Origin of the sequence: Polymorphospora rubra (genome assembly GCF_018324255.1) — a bacterium.
In the GTDB taxonomy this organism is placed as follows: Bacteria; Actinomycetota; Actinomycetes; order Mycobacteriales; family Micromonosporaceae; genus Polymorphospora; species Polymorphospora rubra.
The window spans coordinates 4,256,757-4,279,884 of sequence record NZ_AP023359.1 but is presented as its reverse complement, the minus strand read 5'-3'; the positions used below and the strand labels follow the sequence as shown (position 1 = coordinate 4,279,884).

Annotated in this window: 22 protein-coding genes and 1 pseudogene; 7 read left to right on the top strand and 16 right to left on the bottom strand. The window is 73.6% G+C overall.

The genetic code is table 11. The features are described from left to right. Window positions 1-75 precede the first annotated feature (75 nt). The 3 genes from Prubr_RS19405 to Prubr_RS19395 form a co-directional block, all read right to left on the bottom strand. On the bottom strand, window positions 76-699 hold the full coding sequence (locus Prubr_RS19405) for an HAD family hydrolase (RefSeq protein ID WP_343221468.1): 624 nt from the start codon (window positions 697-699) through the stop codon (window positions 76-78). Continuing rightward, entirely contained in the window at window positions 696-4,277 is a 3,582-nt protein-coding gene (gene smc / locus Prubr_RS19400) for a chromosome segregation protein SMC (protein ID WP_212816364.1), read from the bottom strand. The genes Prubr_RS19405 and smc overlap by 4 nt, the downstream gene beginning before the upstream one ends. 309 nt (window positions 4,278-4,586) lie before the next feature. After that, window positions 4,587-4,781, bottom strand: coding sequence for a hypothetical protein (locus Prubr_RS19395; RefSeq protein WP_212816363.1), 195 nt, complete (start codon window positions 4,779-4,781; stop codon window positions 4,587-4,589). Between the two features lie 325 nt (window positions 4,782-5,106). Here Prubr_RS19395 and Prubr_RS19390 point away from each other — a divergent pair, with 325 nt between their 5' ends. From Prubr_RS19390 to Prubr_RS19380, 3 genes are all read left to right on the top strand, one after another. Further along, window positions 5,107-5,967 (top strand): CAP domain-containing protein, encoded by an 861-nt coding sequence (locus tag Prubr_RS19390; RefSeq protein WP_212816362.1) that lies wholly within the window; start codon window positions 5,107-5,109, stop codon window positions 5,965-5,967. A 315-nt stretch (window positions 5,968-6,282) separates the two neighbouring features. Then, window positions 6,283-6,903, top strand: a complete 621-nt coding sequence (locus Prubr_RS19385) for a spherulation-specific family 4 protein (RefSeq protein WP_212816361.1) — start codon at window positions 6,283-6,285, stop codon at window positions 6,901-6,903. 1 nt (window position 6,904) lies between these two features. Continuing rightward, window positions 6,905-7,729 carry an endo alpha-1,4 polygalactosaminidase gene (locus Prubr_RS19380; protein ID WP_212816360.1) on the top strand — a complete coding sequence of 275 codons (825 nt, stop codon included), beginning with the start codon at window positions 6,905-6,907 and terminating at the stop codon, window positions 7,727-7,729. A gap of 83 nt (window positions 7,730-7,812) precedes the next feature. Here Prubr_RS19380 and mutM read toward each other — a convergent pair whose 3' ends face one another. From mutM to rsmD, 8 genes and pseudogenes are all read right to left on the bottom strand, one after another. Beyond that, entirely contained in the window at window positions 7,813-8,667 is an 855-nt protein-coding gene (mutM, locus tag Prubr_RS19375; protein ID WP_212828247.1) for a bifunctional DNA-formamidopyrimidine glycosylase/DNA-(apurinic or apyrimidinic site) lyase, read from the bottom strand. Between the two features lie 168 nt (window positions 8,668-8,835). Beyond that, window positions 8,836-9,552: pseudogene (gene rnc / locus Prubr_RS19370) on the bottom strand (ribonuclease III); the annotation flags it as partial. 163 nt (window positions 9,553-9,715) lie between these two features. Then, window positions 9,716-10,654, bottom strand: coding sequence for a phosphate acyltransferase PlsX (locus Prubr_RS19365; protein WP_246567356.1), 939 nt, complete (start codon window positions 10,652-10,654; stop codon window positions 9,716-9,718). A 122-nt stretch (window positions 10,655-10,776) separates the two neighbouring features. Beyond that, complete coding sequence (gene rpmF / locus Prubr_RS19360) at window positions 10,777-10,950, bottom strand: 50S ribosomal protein L32 (protein WP_212816358.1); 174 nt, start codon at window positions 10,948-10,950, stop codon at window positions 10,777-10,779. 5 nt (window positions 10,951-10,955) lie between these two features. Then, window positions 10,956-11,519 (bottom strand): YceD family protein, encoded by a 564-nt coding sequence (locus tag Prubr_RS19355; RefSeq protein WP_212816357.1) that lies wholly within the window; start codon window positions 11,517-11,519, stop codon window positions 10,956-10,958. A gap of 99 nt (window positions 11,520-11,618) precedes the next feature. Then, window positions 11,619-12,116, bottom strand: a complete 498-nt coding sequence (locus Prubr_RS19350) for a hypothetical protein (protein ID WP_212816356.1) — start codon at window positions 12,114-12,116, stop codon at window positions 11,619-11,621. Between the two features lie 217 nt (window positions 12,117-12,333). Next, complete coding sequence (gene coaD, locus Prubr_RS19345; protein WP_212816355.1) at window positions 12,334-12,819, bottom strand: pantetheine-phosphate adenylyltransferase; 486 nt, start codon at window positions 12,817-12,819, stop codon at window positions 12,334-12,336. Continuing rightward, complete coding sequence (gene rsmD / locus Prubr_RS19340) at window positions 12,816-13,382, bottom strand: 16S rRNA (guanine(966)-N(2))-methyltransferase RsmD (RefSeq protein WP_212816354.1); 567 nt, start codon at window positions 13,380-13,382, stop codon at window positions 12,816-12,818. Before rsmD ends, coaD begins: the two co-directional genes overlap by 4 nt. Window positions 13,383-13,713: 331 nt before the next feature. On the opposite strand from rsmD, the gene Prubr_RS19335 reads away from it, so the two are divergent. Then, the gene (locus Prubr_RS19335) at window positions 13,714-14,817 is read left to right on the top strand and encodes a cell wall anchor protein (RefSeq protein ID WP_246567353.1); all 1,104 of its coding nucleotides are present in this window, start codon (window positions 13,714-13,716) and stop codon (window positions 14,815-14,817) included. A 125-nt stretch (window positions 14,818-14,942) separates the two neighbouring features. Here the strand turns inward: Prubr_RS19335 and recG are convergent, their stop codons facing one another. Then, entirely contained in the window at window positions 14,943-17,147 is a 2,205-nt protein-coding gene (gene recG / locus Prubr_RS19330) for an ATP-dependent DNA helicase RecG (RefSeq protein WP_212816353.1), read from the bottom strand. After that, window positions 17,144-18,910 (bottom strand): DAK2 domain-containing protein, encoded by a 1,767-nt coding sequence (locus tag Prubr_RS19325; protein WP_212816352.1) that lies wholly within the window; start codon window positions 18,908-18,910, stop codon window positions 17,144-17,146. Before Prubr_RS19325 ends, recG begins: the two co-directional genes overlap by 4 nt. A gap of 280 nt (window positions 18,911-19,190) precedes the next feature. Between Prubr_RS19325 and rpmB the strand changes: the two genes are divergently transcribed. Then, a complete protein-coding gene (gene rpmB, locus Prubr_RS19320) occupies window positions 19,191-19,382 on the top strand; it encodes a 50S ribosomal protein L28 (RefSeq protein WP_203899300.1) in 192 nt (63 codons plus the stop codon). Between the two features lie 123 nt (window positions 19,383-19,505). On the opposite strand, the gene Prubr_RS19315 is transcribed toward rpmB, so the two are convergent. Then, entirely contained in the window at window positions 19,506-19,973 is a 468-nt protein-coding gene (locus Prubr_RS19315) for a GNAT family N-acetyltransferase (protein WP_212816351.1), read from the bottom strand. Between the two features lie 51 nt (window positions 19,974-20,024). Next, window positions 20,025-20,963 (bottom strand): thiamine-phosphate kinase, encoded by a 939-nt coding sequence (locus Prubr_RS19310; protein ID WP_212816350.1) that lies wholly within the window; start codon window positions 20,961-20,963, stop codon window positions 20,025-20,027. A 93-nt stretch (window positions 20,964-21,056) separates the two neighbouring features. Between Prubr_RS19310 and Prubr_RS19305 the strand changes: the two genes are divergently transcribed. Together Prubr_RS19305 and Prubr_RS19300 are read left to right on the top strand one after the other, a co-directional pair. Then, the gene (locus Prubr_RS19305) at window positions 21,057-21,290 is read left to right on the top strand and encodes an Lrp/AsnC ligand binding domain-containing protein (RefSeq protein WP_212816349.1); all 234 of its coding nucleotides are present in this window, start codon (window positions 21,057-21,059) and stop codon (window positions 21,288-21,290) included. Further along, window positions 21,291-21,908, top strand: coding sequence for a DUF3515 domain-containing protein (locus Prubr_RS19300; RefSeq protein ID WP_246567350.1), 618 nt, complete (start codon window positions 21,291-21,293; stop codon window positions 21,906-21,908). It begins immediately after the preceding gene. A 52-nt stretch (window positions 21,909-21,960) separates the two neighbouring features. Here Prubr_RS19300 and Prubr_RS19295 read toward each other — a convergent pair whose 3' ends face one another. Then, the gene (locus tag Prubr_RS19295; RefSeq protein WP_212816348.1) at window positions 21,961-23,064 is read right to left on the bottom strand and encodes a D-alanine--D-alanine ligase family protein; all 1,104 of its coding nucleotides are present in this window, start codon (window positions 23,062-23,064) and stop codon (window positions 21,961-21,963) included. Window positions 23,065-23,128: the final 64 nt, after the last annotated feature.

The window sequence follows — 23,128 nt, the reverse complement described above, 5'->3', positions numbered from 1 at the left end:
CGATCTTGCACTTGTCGCCCCCCATAACGGGCAAAAGGAGGAGACAAGTGCAAGATCGCGGATAAGCGGGTGTGGTCAGGCGGCCAGGGCGGCGCGGACGTACGGGAGGTCGGCGGGCCCGCTCCAGCGCAACGCCGACAGGCCGGCGACCCGGGCACCGCGCACCGCCCGGTCGTCGTCGTCGACGAAGAGCACCTGGTCCGGCAGTGTCGCGAGCGCGGTGGCGGCGGCCAGGAAGAACTCCCGCGACGGCTTGGCCGCTCCGACCACCGACGAGTTGACCACCAGGTCGACCTCGCCGGTCAGCCCGAGCGCGGCCAGGTCGGCGTCGAGCACGTCGGTGGCGTTGGTGCCCAGCCCGACCCGTACGCCGGCGGCCCGGACCTCGCGGACCAGGGCGAGCACGTCCGGGTCGACCTCGCCCCGGTACGCCTGCCAGGCGTCGACGGCGGCGCGGGCCGTCGCCACACCACCGGCCTGCCCGGCGATCGCCTCGGCCACCCCGGCCATCCAGGCGGCGTCGCTGACCTGCCCGGTGACCGCCGGGGTCAGCCGCTCCGGCGCCATCGCGGCGGCGTGCAGACTGCCCCCGGCGAGGCCGTACTCCCGTTCGACGCCGGCGGTGACCGCCGGGTCCCAGCGGCGGAGCACCCCGTCGAAGTCGAGCAGCAGGGCGGTGACCCGCTTGCGCTGGCTCACTCCACGCCTCCGGTGTTGATCCGCTGGCTGATCACCTGGGTGACGCCGCCACGCATGGTGACGCCGTAGAGCGCGTCGGCGACCTCCATGGTGCGCTTCTGGTGGGTGATGATGATGAGCTGACTCCGTTCCCGTAGCTGGGCCATCAGGGTGATCAGGCGGCCGAGGTTGACGTCGTCGAGCGCCGCCTCGACCTCGTCCATGATGTAGAACGGGCTGGGCCGGGCCCGGAAGATCGCCACGAGCATGGCGACGGCCGTCAGCGAGCGTTCGCCGCCGGACAGCAGCGACAACCGCTTGATCTTCTTGCCCGGTGGCCGGGCCTCCACCTCGACACCGGTGGTGAGCAGGTCGTCGGGTTCGGTCAGCACCAGCCGGCCCTCGCCGCCGGGGAAGAGCACGTTGAAGACCTGTTCGAACTCGCGGGCCGTGTCGGCGTACGCGCTGGCGAAGACCTCCAGGATGCGCTCGTCGACGTCTTTCACCACGGTGAGCAGGTCACGGCGGGTGGCCTTCAGGTCCTCGAGCTGCTCGGAGAGGAACTTGAACCGTTCCTCCAGTGCCGCGAACTCCTCCAGCGCCAGCGGGTTGACCTTGCCGAGCAGGGTGAGTTCGCGTTCGGCCTTCGCCGCCCGCTTCTCCTGCGCCGGCCGGTCGTACGGCACCGGTTCGGGGACCGGCTTGCCGTCCTTCTCGGCGGCGGCCACGTCGGCCGGGGTCGGCGGCACCGGGTTGGCGGGACCGTACTCGGCGATCAGGGTCGCCACGTCGAGGGCGAAGTCCTCGGCGGCCTTCGCCTCCAGCTGTTCGATCCGCATCCGCTGCTCGGCGCGGGCCACCTCGTCGCGGTGCACCTCGCTGGTGAGCCGTTCGAGGTCGGCGCCGAGCCGCTTGGCGGTGGCCCGGGTCTGCTGGAGTTCCGCCTCCCGGTGGGCGCGGGCCCGGGCGATGTCGTCGCGGGTCCGCTCGGCGCCGGCCAGCGAGCCGGCCAGCCGGCCGAGCGCGTCGCGGGCACCGATCTCGACGGCCCGGGCGATGCCGGCGCCGCGGACCCGGGCCGCCTTGCGGGCGGCGGCCCGTTCCCGGGCGGCCCGTTCGGCGTTGGCCTGGCGCAGCAGCGAGTCGGCCCGGCCGGCGATCGAGGCGACCCGCTCCTCGGCGGTGCGGACCGCGAGGCGTACCTCCATCTCGTTCTGCCGGGCCCGGGGCAGCGCGGCGGCGAGTTGGTCGCGTTCCTCGGTGGACGGGTCCTCGTCGATCGGGGTGGCCTCGGCCAGCCGCAGCCGCTCCTCCAGCTCGGCGATGCCGGCGAGGTCACGGTCGCGGGCCTGCTCGGCCCGGTCGCGCGACGCCGCGAGCCGTTCGGTCTCGGCCTTGGCCGACCGGGCGGCGGCGCCGAGCTCGGCGAGCCGGCGGGCGGCGGCGTTACGCTGCCCCTCGGCCTCGCGCTTCGCGGCCGCGGCGACCGAGACGGCCTCCTTGCGGTCGGCGACCTCGGCCCGGCCGACGACGAGTTGCTCCTTGAGTTCGGCGCCGGTCGCCTCGGCGGCGATCCGGTTGGCCCGGGCCTCCTCGACGGCGGCCTGGACCTCGATGAAGCTCGGCGCCTTCGCCGAGCCGCCGGCCGCCGCGTAGGCGCCGACCACGTCGCCGTCGGGCGTGACCGCGCGCAGCTCCGGGTTGCGGGCCGCCAGCCGGGCCGCCGCCTCAAGATCATTGACGAGTACGACGTCCCGCAGCGCCCGGTGCACGGCCGGTCGTACCTCTTCGGGGCATTTGACCAGGTCCGGCGCCCAGCGGGCACCCTCGGGCAGGGCCGGCCGCAGCGCGTCGGCCGACCCGGTCATCCCGGGACCGTCGGGGCCGCCGACCAGCAGGTCGGCCCGCCCGGCATCGGAGATCTTGAGCAACCGCATCGCCTCGGTCGCCTCGTCGACGCCGCTGACCGCGACGGCGTCGGCGAGCCCGCCGAGCGCGGCGGCCAGCGCCGCCTCGTGCCCCGGCTCGACGGTCAGCATCGCGGACAGGTTGCCCAGCAGGCCCGGCACCTGGTCGGCGCGGGCCAGCAGCGCCCCGGCGCCGTCCTTGCGGCGCAGCCCCATCGCGAGCGCCTCCTCGCGGGCCTTCCAGGTCGCCGCGTCCTTCTCGGCGGCCCGCTCGGCGTCGGAAAGCTGCCGTACGGTCGCGCCGGCCGCTTCGTGCGCGGCGACCGCCTCGTCGTGCCGGGCGTCGAGGTCGGCGTTGTCCCGGTCGGCCTCGGACGAGCTGGCGGCGACCGCGTCGACCTCGGCCTGCGCCTTCTCGGCCCGGCCCAGCGCGTCGGCGTGCGCGGCGGCCAGCCGGGCGATCTCCTCGGCCGCCGAGCCGCTGCGGGCCCGCGCCGAGTCGACCTGCCCGGTGAGCTTGGCCAGCCCCTCCCGCCGGTCGGCGATCGCCTTCGCGGCGACGACCAGCGCCCGCTCCGCCTCGGCGAGCTGCCGTTCCAGCTCCTGACGCCCCTCGACCGCCTCGGCGAGGCGTACCTGGTCCTCGGTCAGCGCGGCGCGCAGGTCCTCCTCCTGGGCCCGGATCCGCTCGGCCTCGGCCGCGAGCTGGTCCGGGTCACGGCCCGGGCGCTCGTCCTCGGGTGCGACGCTGAGGTGCCGGTGCCGTTCGCCGGCAAGCTGCTGGGTGGACCGGAACCGCTCCTGGAGGGTGGACAGCCGGTACCACGTGTCCTGGGCGGCGGCGAGCAGCGGGGCGTCCTGGGCCAGCGCCGCCTCGACCTCGGCCAGCCGTTCCTGCACCACGGCGTGCTCGGCCTCGACGATCTCGCGACGCTCACGCAGCGCCGCCTCGTCGGCGATCTCCTTGTCCAGCGTGGAACGCAGGGTGGCCAGGTCGTCGGCGAGCAGCCGTAGCCGGGCGTCACGCAGGTTGGCCTGGATGCCGGCGGCCCGGCGGGCCACCTCGGCCTGCCGGCCGAGCGGCTTGAGCTGGCGGCGCAGCTCGGCGGTCAGGTCGGTGAGCCGGTTGAGGTTGACCTGCATCGCGTCGAGCTTGCGCAGTGCCCGTTCCTTGCGCTTGCGGTGCTTGAGTACGCCGGCGGCCTCCTCGATGAACGCGCGGCGGTCCTCCGGCTTGGCGTGCAGTACGGCGTCGAGCCGGCCCTGCCCGACGATGACGTGCATCTCCCGGCCGATGCCGGAGTCGCTGAGCAGCTCCTGGATGTCGAGCAGCCGGCAGGAGTCGCCGTTGATCTCGTACTCGCTCTCGCCGGAGCGGAACATCCGGCGGGTGATCGAGACCTCGGTGTATTCGATCGGCAGGGCGCCGTCGGTGTTGTCGATGGTGAGGGTGACCTCGGCCCGACCCAGCGGCGCCCGGCCCGCGGTGCCCGCGAAGATCACGTCTTCCATCTTGCCGCCCCGCAGGGCCTTGGCACCCTGCTCACCGAGCACCCAGGCGATCGCGTCGACGACATTGGACTTGCCGGACCCGTTGGGACCGACCACGCAGGTGATCCCCGGTTCCAGCCGCAATGTCGTGGCGGAGGCGAAGGACTTGAAGCCCTTCACCGTCAGGCTCTTGAGATGCACGCTTCCGATCCTCGTCGACGTGGCCGCCGGGCTGCCGGCCGGCGCTGACCGCCGGCGGGCGCTCGGCGCCGAGGTGCCCCTGCTCCATTCGTCGGGGGCCGCCGGTCGACCCGTCGCCGGGCGGGCGGTCCGGGCCATTTCGCAGCGTAACCCGCATCGGCGCGGTCGACGGAACGGCACGCGCCGGTCAGCGCCTACCGAGGGCAAAAAGCTGCGCGCCGACACGATGTGGTCGGCGCGCGATCTGGTGTGGTGCGATTCAGGTGTTCGGGCAACGGCGCCGGGTTCCCCCGGCCTCCGCAGCTCGGATCAGGCCATTGCCGGCTCTGCCAGCCGCAGCAGTTCGTCTGCTTCGGCGGCAGCCGCGGCGAGCCGATCGTTCTCGGCACGCACACGGGTGATCTCGAACTCGAGTGCCTCGACCCTTGCACGCAGTCGGGTGACCTCGTCGAGCAGACGCCGGTCAGGCGCCATGCCAACATGGCCGTAGAGGGCCTTCGCCATATCAACTCCTTGTAATGCGCTGCCGGAAAGGCCGGACAAACGCGCGCCCAGCGTGGTCGCGGCGAAGCCCCCGGGCACACGGGGACAGGATCGGGCGCGACTGGCGACACCTCTATAGTCCGCCGATGTCGCTGTGTCGTCAAGCTGGGCGGGGCATGGATCACTCTCATGTCACCGCCACGATCGTGGCGGCCACCTCCCGGTACGGACGAAGATCACTGTCCGGACCCCGCCGATGCTATCGGCCGGACGTTTCCGGCCCGCTAATGATGATCTTCCCGGGGCCTTATATCTTCCTTAGCCACGTTGCCCGGGCGAGGACCGGATGCGTACGGTCGCACCGGCCCTGACCCCGGCAGACGGAGGCGACAGCGTGTACGGCGAAAGCCACGAGCCCGACCGGCCACCGACGTCGCGCGGACGGGGTCGGCACCGCGGCCCACGCCGGCTGTCCGGGCTGTTCGGTCTCGCCGCCGTGGTCAGCGTGCTGCTGGTCGGCCTCGGCGTCGGCGCGGCCCTGCTGCCGTCGTACCTCGCCGGCGGACCCGAGACGACCTCGACCGGGGTCACCACCGGTGACGGCGCCGGCAACGGACTGGTCAACCCGGACGGGCTGCCGTTGGCGACCGACCCGGCCACTGCGACCCCGACCGGCTCGGCCACCCCGAGCGACAGCCCGTCGCCCGCTCCCACCCCGACGTCGGCCAGTCCCCGCCCCACCCCGAAGCCGTCGAAGACCAGCGCCACCCCGAGCCGTACACCGAGCCGCACCCCCACGACGCGCACCGAGTCGGGCGGGGGCGGCAGCCAGGAGGAGCAGGTCGTCGCGATCGTCAACCAGCGCCGGGCGGAGGCCGGCTGCGGCGCCGTACGCACCAACGCCAACCTGGCGAAGGCGGCCCGGCTGCACAGCGAGGACCAGGCCGCGCACAGCCGGATGTCGCACGAGGGCAGCAACGGCAGCTCCCCGTGGCAACGCGCCGAGCAGGCCGGCTACCAGCGGGCGATCAGCGAGAACGTCGCCGCCGGCTACCGGACCCCGGCCGCGGTGATGGAGGGCTGGATGAACAGCCCCGGCCACCGGGCCAACATCCTGAACTGCGACGCCAAGGCGATCGGCATGGGGATCGCCCGGTCGGCCGACGGCACGATCTACTGGACCCAGATGTTCGGCTCCGCCGTCTGATCCCCCCGGGCGGCCGGCGCAGTCGTCTGATCCCCTGGGCGGCGGCCCGGCTCCGCCGGCGGATCCCCCCGGGCAGCCCGACTTCGCCGGCTGGATCCCCCCGGCGGCCCCGCCACGACGGGTGCGACGCCGTGGCCCGGCCGCCGGGGCCGGCGCACCGGCCCGGGTGTCGCCCGGCCGTGCCGCCGGACGCTCCCGGCTCGTTGACCCCACGGGCGGTGTGCCGCGACCGGACGTGGCGGCGTCGCCGGCGGCACCTCGCCCGGCCTGGTCACCACGGCAACGCGCCGTTCTCGAGCCCGGGGGAGCTCATCGATGACCGTACTGCTGCCTCTCTACGTCCATCCGGCGGTGGCTCCGGCGGCGTGGGAACCGGACCGGCTACGCGGCACCACCGTCGTCGTCGACGGGCACGACGACCCCGCGTACCGCCGGGTCACCGCCCGGCTGGCCGCGGCGGGCGTGCCCGTGCTCGGATACGTCGACCTGGCCCGGGCCACCCGGCCGCTCGCCGACGTGCTCGACGACGTCGAGGGCTGGACCGGCCACCCGGTCGGCGGCGTCTTCCTCGACCGAGCCCCCACCGCCCCGTCCGCCGTCGGCCCGGTGGCGCTGGCCGTCCGGGCGGCCCGACGCGGCGGGCTGTCCGAGGTCGTCCTGAATCCGGGGACGCCCACCGATCCGCTCTACCGCCGGCTCGACGTCGGCATCTGCACCTTCGAGGGTGGCTGGCCGGACTACCAGCGGTGGACCGGGGCCGGCGGCGAACTCGGCGACGGCCACCTGGTGTACTCGGTGCCGCCGGCGCAGCTCCCGGCGGCGCGGCGCCTGATGACCTGGCGGGGAGCCGGCTTCGGGCTGGTCACCGACCGCGGGCTGCCGCACCCGTACGGCGGGCTCCCCAGCCGGCTGGACACGCTCACCCCGGCGGGCTGACATGGCCGGGGCGCGTCCGCCGCGCACCGTCACCGCCCGCGCCGCCCGGGCCGTGGTCGCCGTCCTGGCCGTACTGCTGGCCGGGGCGGCCTGCTCCGACGAGCGTGATCCGCCGATCCCCCGCCCCTGGCCGACGGCCACCGCACTCACCTGGCAGTGGCAGCTCACCGGCGAACCGGACGTCACCGTCGACGCCGACGTGTTCGCCCTCGACGGCTTCACCGCCACCGTCGACGCGGTCGACCGGTTGCGGGCCCGGGGCAAGCGGGTCGTCTGCCACGTCGAGGCCGGCGTGCTGCGGACGTCGCGGCCGGACGCCGGCCGGTTCCCGCCGCAGGTGCTCGGCGAGCCGACCGGGCGACCCGACGAGTGGTGGGTCGACGTACGGCAGTGGGGGGTCCTCGAACCGATCCTCACCGACCGGTTCCGGCTCTGTCGGGGCAAGGGTTTCCACGCGGTGGCGCCGTACGGCGTGGACGGCTACGCGTACGACCCCGGCCTGCCGCTGACCTTCGACGACCAGATCGTCTTCAACCGGCGGCTCGCGAAGCTGGCCCGCTCGCTCGGGCTGTCGCCGGGGCTGGTCAACGACATCGACCAGGTCGCGGCGCTGGAGCCCGACTTCGACTTCGCCGTCAACGAGGAGTGCTTCGTGGCGGCCGAGTGCGACCGGCTGCTGCCGTTCGTCGCGGCCGACAAGCCGGTCTTCCACGTCGAGTACGACGCCGACACCAGCGAGTTCTGCCCGACGACCCGCGCCCTGGGGTTCGCGTCGGTGCACAAGAGCCGGGAGCTGGGAGTCTGGCGCGCCCCGTGCCTGTTCTGAGCCGTACACCCGGGTCCGGCCCGGCCGCCCGGCCCGCCGGCATCCGCCCGACCGGTGGTGCGCCCGACCGGTGGTGCGCCCGGTCAGGGCCGGGGCAGGCGTGGGCGGGGCTGGCAGCGTGGGCAGCTGAAGGAGGACCGGTTCATGAACGGCTCACGGCGGATCGGAGCGCCGCACCGGTGGCACGGCAGCCCCTCCCGGCCGTACACGTCGAGCGACCGGTCGAAGTAGCCGCTCTCGCCGTTCACGTCGACGTACAGGGCGTCGAAGCTGGTGCCGCCGGCCTTGATCGCCGCACCCAGCACGTCGCGTACGTGCCCGAGCAGCCGGATGACCGCCGGTCCGGTCAGTGCGGCGGTCGGCCGCAACCCGTGCAACCGGGCCCGCCACAGCGCCTCGTCGGCGTAGATGTTGCCGACGCCGGAGATCAGTGTCTGGTCGAGCAGGGCCCGCTTCACCTCGGTCCGGCGCCGCCGGATCGCGGCGACGAACGCCGTGTCGGAGAACTCCGGATCCATCGGGTCGCGGGCGATGTGCGCGATCTCCGTCGGCAGGTCGGCGCCGCCCTCGGAGTACGACAGCCCGCCGAACGTACGCTGGTCGACGAAGCGGAGTTCGGGGCCGCCGTCGTCGAAGGTGAACCGGATCCGCAGGTGTGTCTCGTCGGGCGTGCCCGCCGGCTGCATCAGCAGCTGCCCCGACATGCCGAGGTGCCCGATCACCGCGTCGCCGCTGTCCAGCGGCAGCCACAGGTACTTTCCCCGGCGGCGGACGTCGACCACCTGCCGGCCGGCGAGCACCGCCGCGAAGTGTGCGGCACCGGGCAGGTGCCGGCGGATCGCCCGTGGATGCCGTACGTCGACGACGGCGAACCGCCGGCCGGTCACCCACCGGGCCAGCCCCTGCCGGACCGTCTCGACCTCGGGCAGCTCAGGCACGTCGGCTGCCGGACGGGTCCGGATCCGGGATCGACACCCCGTCGGCCGACGCCGGCACGGAACCGGCCGCCGGAACGGGCTCGCCCTCCGGCGCGGGCGCCCCGCCGGGCCGGTCGGGGCCGCCGCGTCGGGTGCCGTGGTCGGCTGGTCCGGCGGGACCTCGGTCGGCTCGGCGACCTGCTCCGACAGCGTCCGCCAGGCCGCCTCGGCGGCCCGCTGCTCGGCCTCCTTCTTGCTGCGGCCCTCGGCGCCGCCGTACCGCTGGCCGGCGACCACCACCCAGGCGGTGAACGTCTTGGCGTGGTCCGGGCCGGCGTCGTCGATCCGGTATTCCGGCACCCCGACCCCGAGCGCGGCGGTCAGCTCCTGGAGGCTGGTCTTCCAGTCCAGGGCCGCGCCGCGGCCGGCGGAGTCCGCCATCAGCGGGTCGAACAGCCGGTGGATCACGATCGAGGCGGTGTCCAGCCCGTACTGGAGGTAGATCGCGCCGAGCAGCGCCTCCAGGGTGTCGGCGAGGATGCTCGCCTTGTCCCGGCCGCCGGTGGTCTCCTCACCCTTGCCCAACAGCAGGTACGGCCCGAGGCCCTGCGGACCGAGGCCACGGGCGACGTCGGCGAGCGCACGCATGTTGACCACGCTGGCCCGCAGCTTGGCGAGCTGCCCCTCGGGCAGGTCCGGGTGGTTGTGGAACAGCGCCGCCGTGATCACCACACCGAGCACCGAGTCGCCGAGGAACTCCAGGCGCTCGTTGGTCGGCAGGCCACCGTTCTCGTACGCGAACGAGCGGTGGGTCAGGGCCCGTTCCAGCAGTTCGGGGTCGAGGGAGATCCCGAAGGCAGCCTCCAGGTGGCCGACCGGTGGCCGCCTCCGCTTGTCGTTGCTCATCTGCTCACCTCGCCGCTGTGATCGCCGTGGACCGGATGCACCGTGGCCGGTGCCGTCGGGACTGGGTCACGCGCCCTCCTCACTTCGTCCGGTGGGCGCGGTGTCACCGAGCCGACCGATGCCCTCGCTCCGCTCGGGCATCCGTGCTCCTCGCTTCGCCCGGTCATGCTGTCACCTCGGCCGAGTCGGCGAGCAGCGCCGCGACGGTGCGGGTCACACCGCGCCGGTGCAGGTGGGCGGCGAGCGCAATGCCGGAGGCGACGTCGGCGCCGTCGGCCGCGCCGTGGCAGACCACCACCGTGCCGGGCACGCCGAGCAGGGCGGCGGCGCGGGGCACCCCGCCGGCCGACGGCGGTCCGCCCGCCATCGCGTAGGCCCCCTCGATGCCCTTGAGCAGGACGTTTCCGGTGAATCCGTCGGTCACCACGACGTCGGCACGGTCACCGATACCGATGTCGTAGCCCTCGACGAGGCCCACATAGGTGGCATCGCCGGGCAGCGCGACGGCGGCGAGCAGGGGGTCGGCGGCCCGGCGTACCCGGTCGCCCTTGCCCGGCTCGACGCCGATCGACAGCAGTCCGACCCGCGGCCGGGCGATGCCGTGCACGACGGCGGCGTAGGCGGCGCCCAGGATGGCGTGCCGGGCCAGCGTGGTCGGCCGGGCCTCCAGGGAGCCGCCGACGTCGAGCAGCACCACCGGACCGTGTACGGCCGGCAGGCTCGCGACCAGCGCGGGATGCCGGACCTCGGGCCAGCGACGCAGGCCGAGTACGGCGGCGGTGACGGTCGCCCCGCTGGCACCGGCCGACACGACGGCGTCGGCGGCACCTTCGGCGACCGCGGCGACGGCGGCGCGGACGGTGGTGTCGGTGCGGGTGGCGACAGTGGGCGCGTCGGCCATGCCGACCGCGCGGCTGACCGGGCGTACGGAAACCCGGTCACGCTGGGCCGGCCGGAGCGCGGCGAAGACCTCGTCGGCCGTCTCGGGCGGTCCGACGAGGAGCAGGTGTAGTTCAGGATCGGCGCCGCATGCCCGCAGAGCGCCGTCAACCACGACGGCGGGAGCGTTGTCCCCGCCGAGGAGGTCGACGGCGATCCGCACGGTCCCCGGCTCCGCGGGCGACCCGGCCGTCGAGTCGCGGCCGGCGGGAGCCGGGGCACCGGGCGTTGACCAGGGCCTGCGCGCCGCCTGACCGGAAGTCGAAGGCGTCACGCTTGCCGGCGTCAGACCTCGATGACCTGGCGGCCGTTGTAGGTGCCGCACACGGTGCAGGCGTTGTGCGGCAGCTTCGGCGACCGGCACTGCGGGCAGGCGGCAGTCGCGACCGCCGTCGCCTTCCAGTTCGCCCGGCGGGACCGGGTGTTGCTGCGCGACATCTTGCGCTTGGGGACGGCCACGGTTCCTACTCCTCTTTACGGGTCAGTTGCGACAGGCTCGCCCAGCGCGGGTCGATCTGCTGGTGGCTGTGGTCCGCCGGCAGCTCGTCCCATTGCACCCCGCACTCGGGGCACAACCCTGGGCAGTCGTCTCGGCACAGCGGGTTGGTCGGCAGCGCGAGCACCACCGCATCCCGCAGCACCGGCTCCAGGTCGATCAGGTCGCCTTGGAGCCGGCCCACCTCGTCCTCGTCGGTCGTCTCGTCCGTGGTGCTGTTCTCGTACGCGTACAGCTCCTGGACCGTGACGGTCAGCGAGTCGCCGATCGCGCGCAGGCACCGCCCGCACTCGCCCTGGACGGAACCGCTGACGGTTCCGGAGACGAGCACACCCTCGGACACCGATTCGAGTCTCAGGTCGAGGTCGAGGTCGGCGCCTTCCGGCACACCGATCAGCTCCAGTCCGAGGTCTGCCGGGGCCGGCACCACCCGCTTGACCGTACGCAACGCGCCAGGCCGGCGCGGCAGCTCCCTCGTGTCGAGGACCAGCGGCGACCTGGGGTCGAGGTGGATCGGCGAATGTTTGGGCATAGTCAGACTCCGGCCTGTGTGAGGCCGACGTTGAAGGTTACCTGAGCAGGGACCTCAGCGTCGAACCGGGGCACCGCCACGGCGGACCCGAGAGGATCGTCAGAACGAAAGCGGGCGTTCGGTGTCCTCGCCACCGAAGTTGCCGATCTCGCGCAGTGCGTGCATCTTGTCCCGGCCCCGCTCGATCGAGGCGAGGGCCCGGGTGAGGAACTGCTCGAAGTTGGCCAGGGCGGTGTCGACGTAGTCGTCGACCTCCTCACGCAGCCGCTGCGCCTCGGCCCGGGCCTCGCCGATGATCCGGGCACCCTCGTGCTCGGCCGAGACGGTGATCTCGTTGACCGAGACGAGGCGGGCGTGCTCGGCCTCGCCCTCGCTGATGATCCGGTCCGCCTCGCGCTTGCCGGCGTCCATGATCTTGTCGCGCTCCTCCAGCAGCGCGGCCGCCCTGCGCAGATCCGCGGGGAGTTCGGCGCGCAGTTCGTCGAGGATGCCGATCATCTCCCCACGATCGACCATGCAGTTGTTGCGCGACATCGGGACGGACCGCGCCGTCTCCAGGATGGCGATGATCTCGTCGATGCGGTCGAGCGGGTCCACCCGGCACCTCACCCCTGTAGTTCGTCGGCCGACCTACATGATGCGGGGTCGACCCAGATCCCTGCTCGACCAATCATGCGGTGCCGGGGCAACAGGAGTACCGATCCCGTCCGGTACGGCGCGTCGCCGGGCACCTCGGTCACCCCGCCCGACCGGCACCTTTCCCCCACGACGGCCGCTTTCCTCGCGACAGCCGCTTTCCGGACGGGTCCGCCGATCAGGAGCGGGTCGACTCCATCCGGTCGACCAGCCGGCGGAGGACCGATTCGGGCAGGTGCGCCGAGACGTCCCCGCCCCACTTGGCGACCTCCTTCACCAGGCTGGACGAGACGAAGGAGTAGAGCGGGTTCGTGGGCATGAAGAGCGTCTCGACCCCGGCGAGCCCGATGTTCATCTGGGCCATCTGGAGTTCGTAGTCGAAGTCGCTGACCGCCCGCAGCCCCTTGACCACCACGCTCGCCTCCTGCGCCCGGCAGAAGTCGACCAGCAGACCGCGGAACGACTCCACCCGCACGTTCGGATAGTCGGCGGTCACCTCGCGCAGCAGCTCGATCCGCTCGTCGACCGTGAACAGGCCCTGCTTCGACTGGTTGATCAGCACACCGACGATCACCTCGTCGAAGAGCCGACTGCTCCGGCCGACGATGTCGAGGTGTCCGTTGGTCACCGGATCGAACGAGCCTGGGCACACCGCACGTCTCATGATCGGCGACCGTACCAAAGCGTGGTCTCCCCGTAACGCCGACCGCTCTCGCCGGTGACGCCTTCCACCCAGGTGACGGGCCCACCGCGGGTGGCCCGCTCGACCACCACGACGGCGTCGGCCGCCAGCCAGCCGCCACCGACGAGCGCGGCCAGCATCGCGGTCACCTCCTCGTCCGGCACCGCGTACGGCGGATCGGCGATGACCACGTCGTACGGGGCGCCGTCCGGAGGGCCGGCGGCCAGCACGGTGCCGACCTTGCCGGTCACCACCCTTACCGCCGGGCCGGCCCGCAGGGCGGCGACGTTCTCCCGGATGATCCGTACGGCCCGCTGGTCCGACTCGACGAGCAGCACGTGCGCCGCGCCCCGCGACAACGCCTCCAGGCCGAGCGCGCCGGACCCGGCGTAGAGGTCGGCGACGCGGGCCCCGTCGAGGTCGACCCGGGTGTCCAGCGCGCTGAACAGCGCCTCACGGACCCGGTCGGAGGTCGGCCGGGTGTGCGCGCCCGGCGGTACGGCGATCCGCCGTCCGCCGAACGTCCCGGCGACGATCCGCGTCATGACACCTCCAACCGTCCGGCCCGCCGCTGCCCGCACGGCCATGGACCGCCTCGACGCTACGCGACGAGTGGCGCCGTCCGGCCGCCGGCCGGACGATGACGACGCCACTCACGGTGCCGACCGTACGGCTTTCCGTAGATCAAAGATCTCGAATGCGCATCAGGATCCTTAGCGTTCCATGAGGGCTGCCGACGCCCGCCACGAGCCGATATGGTCTGGCGCTGTGCCGGCTGTATCTCGCCGGCGTACGGCGCCGCTGGTCGCGCCCGTTCGGTGAGCGCACCACCACCCCCGGCGCCGTGCCCTCGAGTTTTCCACCCCAGGAGTACGCGTGATCTCTTCCAAGCTGTCGCTGCGGCGGCCGCTCGCCGTCGTCGGCGCCGCGTTCCTCGGCCTCGCCGCCGCGGTCGCGGTGGCCTCGCCCGCGAGCGCGCACCACAGCGTGGTCGACGGCAAGGCCGTCTGCGACACCACCACCGGCGAATGGGTCGTCGACTGGACCGTCACCAGCGTCGCCCCGCCCGAGTCGACCGGTTACCGGCTCTACGAGGTGGTCGCCAAGCCGATCCCGGTGACCGGCATCGAGGTCACGCTGGGCGACGGGTACCCGTTGAACCCGCACACCCCGCTGACCGGCACCCAGCGCCTGCCGGGCACCACCGTCCAGGCCTCGCTCCAGGTCAAGGGCGCCTGGGACAGCGGTCACGAGGACACCAAGTGGAAGAAGAAGACGATCACCCTCGGCGGGGTGTGCGAGAAGGAGGAGCCGCCGCCGGCGACGGCCACGCCGACGTACACGATCGCCACCGACTGTGACGGTCTGGTCGCGGTCACCCTGACCAACGGCAAGGACGCCACCGCCCCGGCCAAGTTCAAGGTCGTCACCGCCGCGGGCTTCGAGGAGTCCGTCGAGGTCGCCCCGGGCGGGGAGACCACGGTGGAGATCCCGGCCGACAAGGCCGACGAGATCACGGTCACCGAGGCCGGCCAGGAGAAGCCGCTGTTCACCGGCTCGGCGCCGGAGCCGGAGGGCTGCCCCACCGCGGGCCTGGAGGTCACCTGCGAGGACATGACCTTCAGCCTGACCAACCCCGAGGACGGCAGCGAGTCGTTCACCGCCGTGTTCACGCCGAGCACCGGTGACGTCCAGAAGATCACGGTCGCCCCGGGCGAGTCCAAGAGCGTCACGTTCGCCGGCTCCGCCGGACTCACCGTCGACGCCGTCATCGAGGGCTACGAGGACGACGTCGTCACCTTCGCGTGGGACGAGGAGAAGCCCGAGGACTGCCCCGCGCCGGGTGGCGGTGGCGGCGGTGACCTGCCGGTGACCGGTGCCGCGGCCGGTGGCATCGCGGCCGGTGCCGTGCTGCTGCTCGCCGTCGGCGGGTTCCTGTTCTACCTGGCCCGTCGCCGTCGGTTGACCTTCACCGCCTGAGTCTGACGTGCCGCGGGGCGCGTCGGTCCGACCACCGGACCGGCGCGCCCCGCTCCGTTGTCCGGTCCGGACGCCGGCACTTCCGCCCCGCCGGTCGCTCCGACGGGACCGGCCCGCCGGTTCGGTCAGCCCTTCTCCAGGTATTCGGCACGTTCCTCGTCGACCAGGGCGGCCACCGAGGCGGCCAGCGCCGGGTGCCGCAGCAGGTCCGGGTCCTCCTCGACCAGCGCGATCGCCTCGGCGCGCGCGTCGCGGATCAGGTCCGCGTCGCGCAGCAACGACAGCAGCCGCAGGTGCGAACGCCGTCCCGACTGGGTCGCCCCGAGCACGTCGCCTTCGCGCCGCTGCTCCAGATCCAACTCGGCCAGCCGGAACCCGTCGGTCGTCGACGCGACCGCGTCCAGCCGCTCCCGGGCCGACGACCCCTCGCCCGCCTCGGTGACCAGCAGGCAGAGGCCGGCGGCCGAACCCCGACCGACCCGGCCGCGCAACTGGTGCAGCTGCGACACCCCGAACCGGTCGGCGTCGAGCACGATCATCACGGTCGAGTTGGGTACGTCGACCCCGACCTCGATCACCGTCGTCGCGACCAGCACGTCCAGATCGCCGGCGGCGAACGCGCGCATCACGGCGTCCTTCTCGTCGGCCGGCAACCGTCCGTGCAGGACCCCGATCCGCAGCCCGTGCAGCGGCCCGTCGGCGAGCAGCGGGGCGACGTCGAGCACGGCCAGCGGTGGGCGGCGGCCCGACTCGTCGACCTCGGCGGCCGCCTCCTCCGGCGACGACGAGTCCTCGCCGATCCGGGGGCACACGACGTACGCCTGGTGGCCGGCCGCCACCTCCTCGCGCAGCCGGCGCCAGGCCCGCTCCAGGAAGGCCGGCTTCTCGCTCGCCGGCACCACGTGCGACGCGATCGGCGACCGGCCGCGCGGCAGCTGGGAGAGCGTCGAGACCTCCAGGTCGCCGTACACGGTCATCGCCACCGTGCGCGGGATCGGGGTGGCGGTCATCACCAGCACGTGCGGCGGCTGCTCGGCCTTGGCCCGCAACGCGTCGCGCTGCTCCACCCCGAACCGGTGCTGCTCGTCGACGACCACCAGGCCGAGGTCGGCGAACTCGACGCCCTCGTAGAGCAGGGCGTGGGTGCCGACCACGATGCCGGCCCGGCCGCTGGCGACCTCGTCGAGGGCCTGCCGGCGGGCGGCGGCGCCCAGCGAGCCGGTGACCAGCGCGACGCCGGTGCCGGCCGGGTCGCCGTCGAGTTCACCCGGCCGGCCCAGCGGACCGAGCAGGCCGAGGATGCCGCGGTGGTGCTGGGCGGCGAGCACCTCGGTCGGGGCCAGCAGCGCCGCCTGGCCGCCCGCGTCGACCACCTGGAGCATCGCCCGTAGCGCGCAGACGGTCTTGCCGGAGCCGACCTCGCCCTGCAACAGCCGGTGCATCGGGTGGGCGGTGGCCAGGTCTGCGGCGATCTCGTCACCGACGGCCCGCTGGCCGGCGGTCAACTCGTACGGCAGCCGTTCGTCGAACGTGGTGAGCACGCCCGCCTCCGTCCTCGGGCGGGCCCGCGCCGGCCGGTCCGCCGCCCGGTGCTTGCGCTGCACCAGGGTCAGCTGTACGGCGAACGCCTCGTCCCACTTCAGCCGCCGCCGGGCCCGGAAGAGCTCCTCCTTCGTGGACGGCCGGTGGATCTCGCGCAGCGCGGTGCCCAACCCGACGAGGTTGCGGGTGGCCCGCACCGTCGCGGGCAGCGGGTCGTCGGGCGGGGTGAAGGTGTCCAGGACGACCCGTACGCACCGGGCGATGGTCCAGGTCGGCACCGCCGCCGCGGCCGGGTAGACCGGGATCAGCGCGCCGGCGAACTCCTCGATCTCGCCCGAGGCCGCCACCTCGCCGTCGGCCGGACCGTCGCCGAGCAGCACGTATTCGGGACCGTTGAGCTGGCGCTTGCCGCGGAACTCGGTCACCTTGCCGGCGAACAGGCCCCACCGGCCCGGGGTCAGTTCCCGGCTGCGCCACGCCTGGTTGCCGAAGAACGTCAACGTCAACACCCCGCCGGAACCGTCGCCGACGGTCACCTCCAGCAGGTTGCCGCGCCGCTGCCGCATCGGGCGTACGGTCGCCTGGCGGACCTGGCCGAGGACCGTGACATCCTCGCCGACCTCCAGTGACCTGATGTCGGTGTGCTCGCCGCGCTCGTCGTAGCGGCGCGGGAAGTGGTAGACGAGATCACCGGCGGTGTGCAGGTCGAGCTTGTCGGCCAGCGCCCGCGCGGTCTTGTCGCCGACCAGCTTCTTCAGCGGCGTGTCCGCCGTCGACGCCTCGGTCATTCCACCCCCACCAGCAACGGATAGAAAGGCTGGCCGCCGTCGTAACTGTGCACCTCGACGAACGGCCACCGGCGCGCGGCGTAGTCGCGCAGCGCCTCGCCGAGCCCGGCCGGGGCGTCCGCGCCGAGCAGCATGGTCACCAGTTCGCCGCCACCGCCGAGCATCCGGTCCAGCAGCGCCTCGCAGGTCCGCCCCAGGTCGGTGCCGATCACGTGCACCTCACCCTCGACCAGCGCGAGTACGTCACCGGGCTGGCAGCGGCCGGCCATCGTCAACGCCTCCCGGCCGGCGAAGCAGACCTCCGCCGACCGGCACGCCCCAGCGGCCTCGGCCATCTCGATGACGTCGTCGTCGAACCGGCGCCCGGAATCGCGTACGGCCAGTGCGGCGAGCGCCTGCACCGGTGACCGGGTCGGCACGACGCTGACCCGCAGTCCGAGGTGTTGGGCCTCCTCGGCGGCGGCCCGGGCGACCGCCTGCGTGTTGGGATCGTTGGGCAGCACCACCACCTGGGTCGCCCCGGTGGACCGGATGGCGTCGAGCAGTTCGCCGGTCGACGGACGGCCGGCGACCACGACCGCGCCCTCGGCGACGAACAGCGCGGCGAGGCCGTCACCGGCCGCGACCACGACGGCCGCCCGGCCCGGACCGTCGCCCGGCCGGGCGGCCGGGTCGGCGGGTTCCGCCGCCGGGGCGCCGTCGACCTGGTCGTCGAAACGGGTGACCGCGATCTGGTGTGGCCGGCCGGCGACGATTCCGGCCTCGATCGCCGCACCGATGTCGTTGACGTGTACGTGCACGTGCCAGGTGGGCAACTCGCCGTCGTCGGCGCCGGTGCCCACCACGACCAGCGAGTCGCCGAGCCCGGCCAGGGTGGCACGCATCCGTTCCACCGCCGGCGGCTCGGCGTCGAGCAGGAAACGGACCTCGTACGCGAACTCCGGTGAGCCGGCCTCCCGGGCGACGACGACCGGCGGCCGGTCCGGCGGCCCGGCGGCGGACGGCTCCACCGCGACGGGCGGCGGCCCGCCGGCGGCCGACCCGCTTCCGGCCGCCCCGGCCGCGGACGGCTCGGCCGCGGACGGCTCGGCTCCGGGCGGCTCGGCTCCGGGCGGCTCGGCTCCGGGCGGCTCGGCTCCGGTGACCACCGCGGTCAGGGTGTCCAGCAGCACGCACAGGCCCCGCCCGCCCGCGTCGACCACCCCGGCCCGGGCCAGGGCCGGCAACTGCTCGGGCGTCCGGGCCAACGCGGCGGCGGCGGACCGGGACGCGGCCCGGGCCACCGTCGCCAGGTCGTCGGAGTCGGCGGTGGCCGCTCCCCTGGCCGCCGCGGCGGCGACCGTCAACACGGTGCCCTCGACCGGGCTGGCGACGGCCGCGTAGGCGGCCGCGGCCGCCGCGTCGAGCGCCCCGGCCAGGTCGCGGCCGCGCACCTGTGCCGTGCCGGCGAGCGCGTCGGCCAGCCCGTGCAGGATCTGCGCGACGATCACGCCCGAGTTGCCCCGGGCGCCGAGCAACGCCCCGCGGGCCATCAGGCGCAGCACCCGGCTGTGCGGCGGGCGGGCCCCCTCGGGCGAGTTGTCGAGGTCGAGGGCGAGCGCGTGGTGTGCCGAGGTGAGGGTGAGCACCAGGTTGGTGCCGGTGTCACCGTCGGGCACCGGATAGACGTTGAGCCGGTCGATCTCGTCCTGGTGGTGCCGGAGCGCGGCCAGGCCGTCCGCACACCATCGACGCACGGCCGCGGCGTCGAGGGTGTCCAGCACGGCGATGAGCCTACTTGCGCCGTCCGACACCTGCCGTGCACCGCCACGATCCGCGTGATCAGGGATTGGGTCGCGGGTGTCGCCGGCGTGTCGGGACGCCCGCTCCCTGATCACGCGGATCACGGGGTGGGCGGGGGCGATTCGTCGGCCGGCCGGGGTATCGGGTAACCTGACCAGGTTGCCCGGTGGCCCCGGTCTTCCGTGCCCGTGATCGGGACGGCGACCGAACAGGTTCCCGCCGGCGATCGACCGAACGAGCAGATTCCCCCAGGAGTATCCCGTGGCTAGCGTGTGTGACGTCTGTGGCAAGGGACCGGGCTTCGGCCACAACGTTTCCCACTCGCACCGGCGGACCAACCGCCGCTGGAACCCGAACATCCAGTCGGTGCGTACCCCGGCCGGTGGTGGCACCACCCGCAAGCTGAAGGTGTGCACCTCCTGCATCAAGGCGGGCAAGGTCACCCGCGCCTGACGCTTCCGCGTCACCCGCACTCTTCCGGCAGCCGCCGGGTCCGACCGACCCGGCGGCTGTTCGCGTGCCCGTGGGCAGGCGCAGGTGCCGGCGGCCGGGAACGGCGACGACCCGCGCCGGCCGCTACAGCGGACGCGCGAACGAGATGCAGCCGGGCGCATCCCGGTAGAAGCCGAAGTTGGGGATCCGCTCGAACCCGGACGACTCGTAGAGCGCGATCGCCTCGGGCTGCTTGTCGCCACACTCCAGCACGAGTCGCTTCCGGCCGTACTCCCGCGCCGACCGCTCCACCGCGGCCAGCACCGTACGGGCCAGACCCCGGCCGCGGGCCGCCGGCGTGGTGTACATCCGCTTGATCTCGGCCACCTCGCCACTGTCGCCGTGGCTGCGCCAGGCGCCGCAGGCGGCCGGCTCCCCGTCGACGTACGCGACGAGGAAGGCGCCGGCCGGCGGGTCGAAGTCGGCCGCGTCGACCGGGGTGTCGTCGCCGCTGCCCCCGTACCGCTGCCCCAGGTCGGCCAGCGCGCTCGCCACGAGCTGCTGCGCGACCAGCGAGCCGTAGCGGACGGTCCGGATCTCGATCTCGCTCACCGGTAAAGGTTAGACGGAACGGTGGCCCTTACCGTGCCGGGGTTCGGGCGGCTAGCGGAAGTGGTCCCAGCCCGCCGGCCCCTTGTACGGGTGGCCGTCGACGGTGACGCCGGAACCCTCGACGACCCGGCCGATCACCTTCCAGTCGGGCGGCAACTCCACCGTGTCCGGGAACGTCGCCGCGAGGGCGTGGTCGTCACCACCGCCGAGCACCCACTGGTACGGGTCGACGCCGAGCGCGTGGGCGGCGTCGCGCATCTGCCGGGGTATCTCGAACGCGTCCCGCAGCACGTCGACCGCCACCCGGCTGGCGGTGGCGACGTGTCCCAGGTCGGCGAGCAACCCGTCCGACACGTCGATCATGGCCGTCGCCCCGAGCCGGGCCGCCGCCGGCCCGGCCGCGTACGGCACGTCCGGCCGCCGGTAGGACTCCACGAGCAGCTTCGGGGTGCGGAACCCGCGCGACAGGACGGTGTAGCCGGCCGCCGCGTAGCCGACCTTGCCGCTGAGTGCCACCACGTCGCCCGGGCGCGCACCGCTGCGCAGCACCGGGGCGATGCCGTGCAGGTCACCGAGGGCGGTGACGGCGATGGTCAGGGTCGGGCTCGCCGACATGTCCCCGCCGACCACGCTGGCACCCACCTTGGCCGCCTCGGCGGTTAGGCCGTCGGCCAGGTCCTCCGCCCACCGCACGTCCAGTCCGGCCGGCACACACAGCGCGACGAGCAGCGCCGTCGGACCGGCGCCCATCGCCGCGATGTCGGCGAGATTGGCCGCCGCGGCCCGGTGCCCGATGTCCTGCGCGGTCGACCAGTCACGTCGGAAGTGCCGCCCCTCGACGAGCACGTCGGTCGATGCGACGACCCGGCCGTCCGGGGCCGCCACCAGCGCCGCGTCGTCCCCCGGCCCGAGCAGCGCGGTCGGTCCGACCTGCAACCGGGCGGTGACCCGGGCGATCAGCCCGAACTCACCGGTCCTCGCCACACTCACGCGACGGCCTCCCTTGGCTACCGTGATGGTTGGCCCCTACTCCGTACGGTAGTTTCACCTGCGAGCCGCTCGGCGGCGGACAGGAGTGGGGTCGTGGTCCAGGCGTACATCCTCATCCAGACCGAGGTCGGAAAGGCGCGTGACGTGGCCGCAGCCATCACGGATATCTCCGGCGTGGTCCGGGTCGACGCGGTCACCGGGCCGTACGACGTGGTGGTGCTCTCCGAGGCGCACACCGTCGACGAGCTGGGCAAGCTGATCGTGAGCAGGGTGCAGATGGTGCCCGGGATCACCCGTACGTTGACCTGTTCGGTGGTGCATCTCTAGGTGGTGGATCAGATCACTCCCACGCGCGAGCCGGCCCGGGGCGCGGGCCCGGACCGCACCACCCGGCAGGCGGCGATCTGGGCGACCGTCGTCGCGCTGCCGATCGCCCTCCTCGTCGGGCTCTTCGCCTTCAGCCAGATCGGCGGAAGCGGGCCGGTGGCCGGGCCGTCGCCGTCGGCCGGCACGACCACCGCGCCGCAGCCGTCGACCCCGGTCGAGATGGCCGCGCCGGAGCTGGCGGAACGGCCCGCCGTCGTGTGCCGCGCACTGCTGTCGATGGTCCCGCCGACCCTGCAAGACCTGCGGCAGCGACCGGTGAGCGCCGGAGCGGAGCAGAACGCGGCGTACGGCGAGCCGCCGATCACGGTCGCCTGCGGCGTACCGGCTCCGCAGATCCCGCCCACCGACAACGTCTGGGTGGTGAGCCGGGTCTGCTGGCACTCCGTCGAGCAGGCCGACGCGATGGTCTTCACCACCGTCGACCGCGAGGTGCCGGTACGGGTGACGGTGCCGCGCGCCTATCCCGAGGCGCTGCAGTGGCTGGCGCCGCTGTCCGACTCGATCGTCGAGTCGGTCCCGTCGACCACCTCCGGGATCCCGTCCGGCTGCAACGGCTGACCCCCACCGCCCGCGCGGCGTCCCAGCCGGCGCGGGCGACGGGCGGGGCCGGTCAGTGCAGGCCGGAGCCGCGCCGCAGGGCGGTACGGATCAGCCGGCTGACCAGCTTCGGATACTCCAGCCCGGTGGCCGCCCACATCCGCGGGAACATCGACGTCGACGTGAACCCCGGCATCGTGTTGATCTCGTTGAGATACACCGTGTGGTCCGGCGTGACGAAGAAGTCGACCCGGGCCAGCCCGGCGCAGTCGAGCGCGGTGAACGTACGGCAGGCGTACTCCTGGACCTGTCGGGTCACCTGCTCCGGCAGGTTGGCCGGGATGTCGTACTCGCAGGAGTTGTCGAGGTACTTCGCCTCGAAGTCGTAGAAGTCGTGGCCCTGCTCGACGACACGTACCTCGGCGAGCAACGACGCCTCCGGCGCCCCGCCGGCTTCGCCCTCCAGCACGCCGCACTCCACCTCGGCACCGACGATCGCCGCCTCGACCAGCACCTTCGGGTCGATCTGCCGGGCGGCGGCCACCGCCGCGTCGAGGTCGGCCCAGTCGGTGACCTTGCTGATGCCGTACGACGAACCGGCGCGCGACGGCTTGACGAAGACCGGCAGGCCCAGGCGTTCCTTGTCCTCCTCGGACAGGGTCACGCCGTTGCGCAGCACCGCGTACGGCCCGACCGGAATGCCCTCGACGGCGGCGAGCTTCTTGGTGAACTCCTTGTCCATGGCCGCCGCGGACGCGAAGACGTTCGCCCCGACGTACGGGACACCGGCCATCTCCAGCAGGCCCTGGATGGTGCCGTCCTCGCCGTACGCGCCGTGCAGGGTGGGGAACACCACGTCGACGCCGTCGAGTGCCTGGCCGCCGCGGACCGGGTCGAGGACCAGCAGGTTGTTGCCGACCGGGTCGGCGGGCAGCACCACCATGCGGCCGGAGTCGACGGTGATCTCGGGCAGCCGACGGTCGGTGATGGCCAGTTGCGTAGCGTCACCGTCGGTAAGCACCCAGCGGCCGTCGCGGGTGATGCCGATCGGCACGACCTCGAACTCGTCGGGGTCGAGGGCGGCGAGCACCGCCCCGGCGCTCACGCAGGAGATCGCGTGTTCGGTGCTGCGACCGCCGAATACGATGGCGACCCGGGTCTTCCGTGGGCTCGTCACGCAGGCTCCTCACTCGTTCTCGGCTGCCCGGATCTGGCGCAGCCGGTCCGTCGCGGCGCTACCC

Bases quoted from the DNA above. Each gene is read 5' to 3' on its own strand.
- Prubr_RS19380 (WP_212816360.1), top strand. From the start codon at position 6,905: ATGGCCGGGGCGCGTCCGCCGCGCACCGTCACCGCCCGCGCCGCCCGG.
- Prubr_RS19390 (WP_212816362.1), top strand. From the start codon at position 5,107: ATGCGTACGGTCGCACCGGCCCTGACCCCGGCAGACGGAGGCGACAGC.
- recG (WP_212816353.1), bottom strand. From the start codon at position 17,147: ATGACCGAGGCGTCGACGGCGGACACGCCGCTGAAGAAGCTGGTCGGC.
- Prubr_RS19355 (WP_212816357.1), bottom strand. From the start codon at position 11,519: ATGCCCAAACATTCGCCGATCCACCTCGACCCCAGGTCGCCGCTGGTC.
- rsmD (WP_212816354.1), bottom strand. From the start codon at position 13,382: ATGACGCGGATCGTCGCCGGGACGTTCGGCGGACGGCGGATCGCCGTA.
- Prubr_RS19395 (WP_212816363.1), bottom strand. From the start codon at position 4,781: ATGGCGAAGGCCCTCTACGGCCATGTTGGCATGGCGCCTGACCGGCGT.
- coaD (WP_212816355.1), bottom strand. From the start codon at position 12,819: ATGAGACGTGCGGTGTGCCCAGGCTCGTTCGATCCGGTGACCAACGGA.
- Prubr_RS19385 (WP_212816361.1), top strand. From the start codon at position 6,283: ATGACCGTACTGCTGCCTCTCTACGTCCATCCGGCGGTGGCTCCGGCG.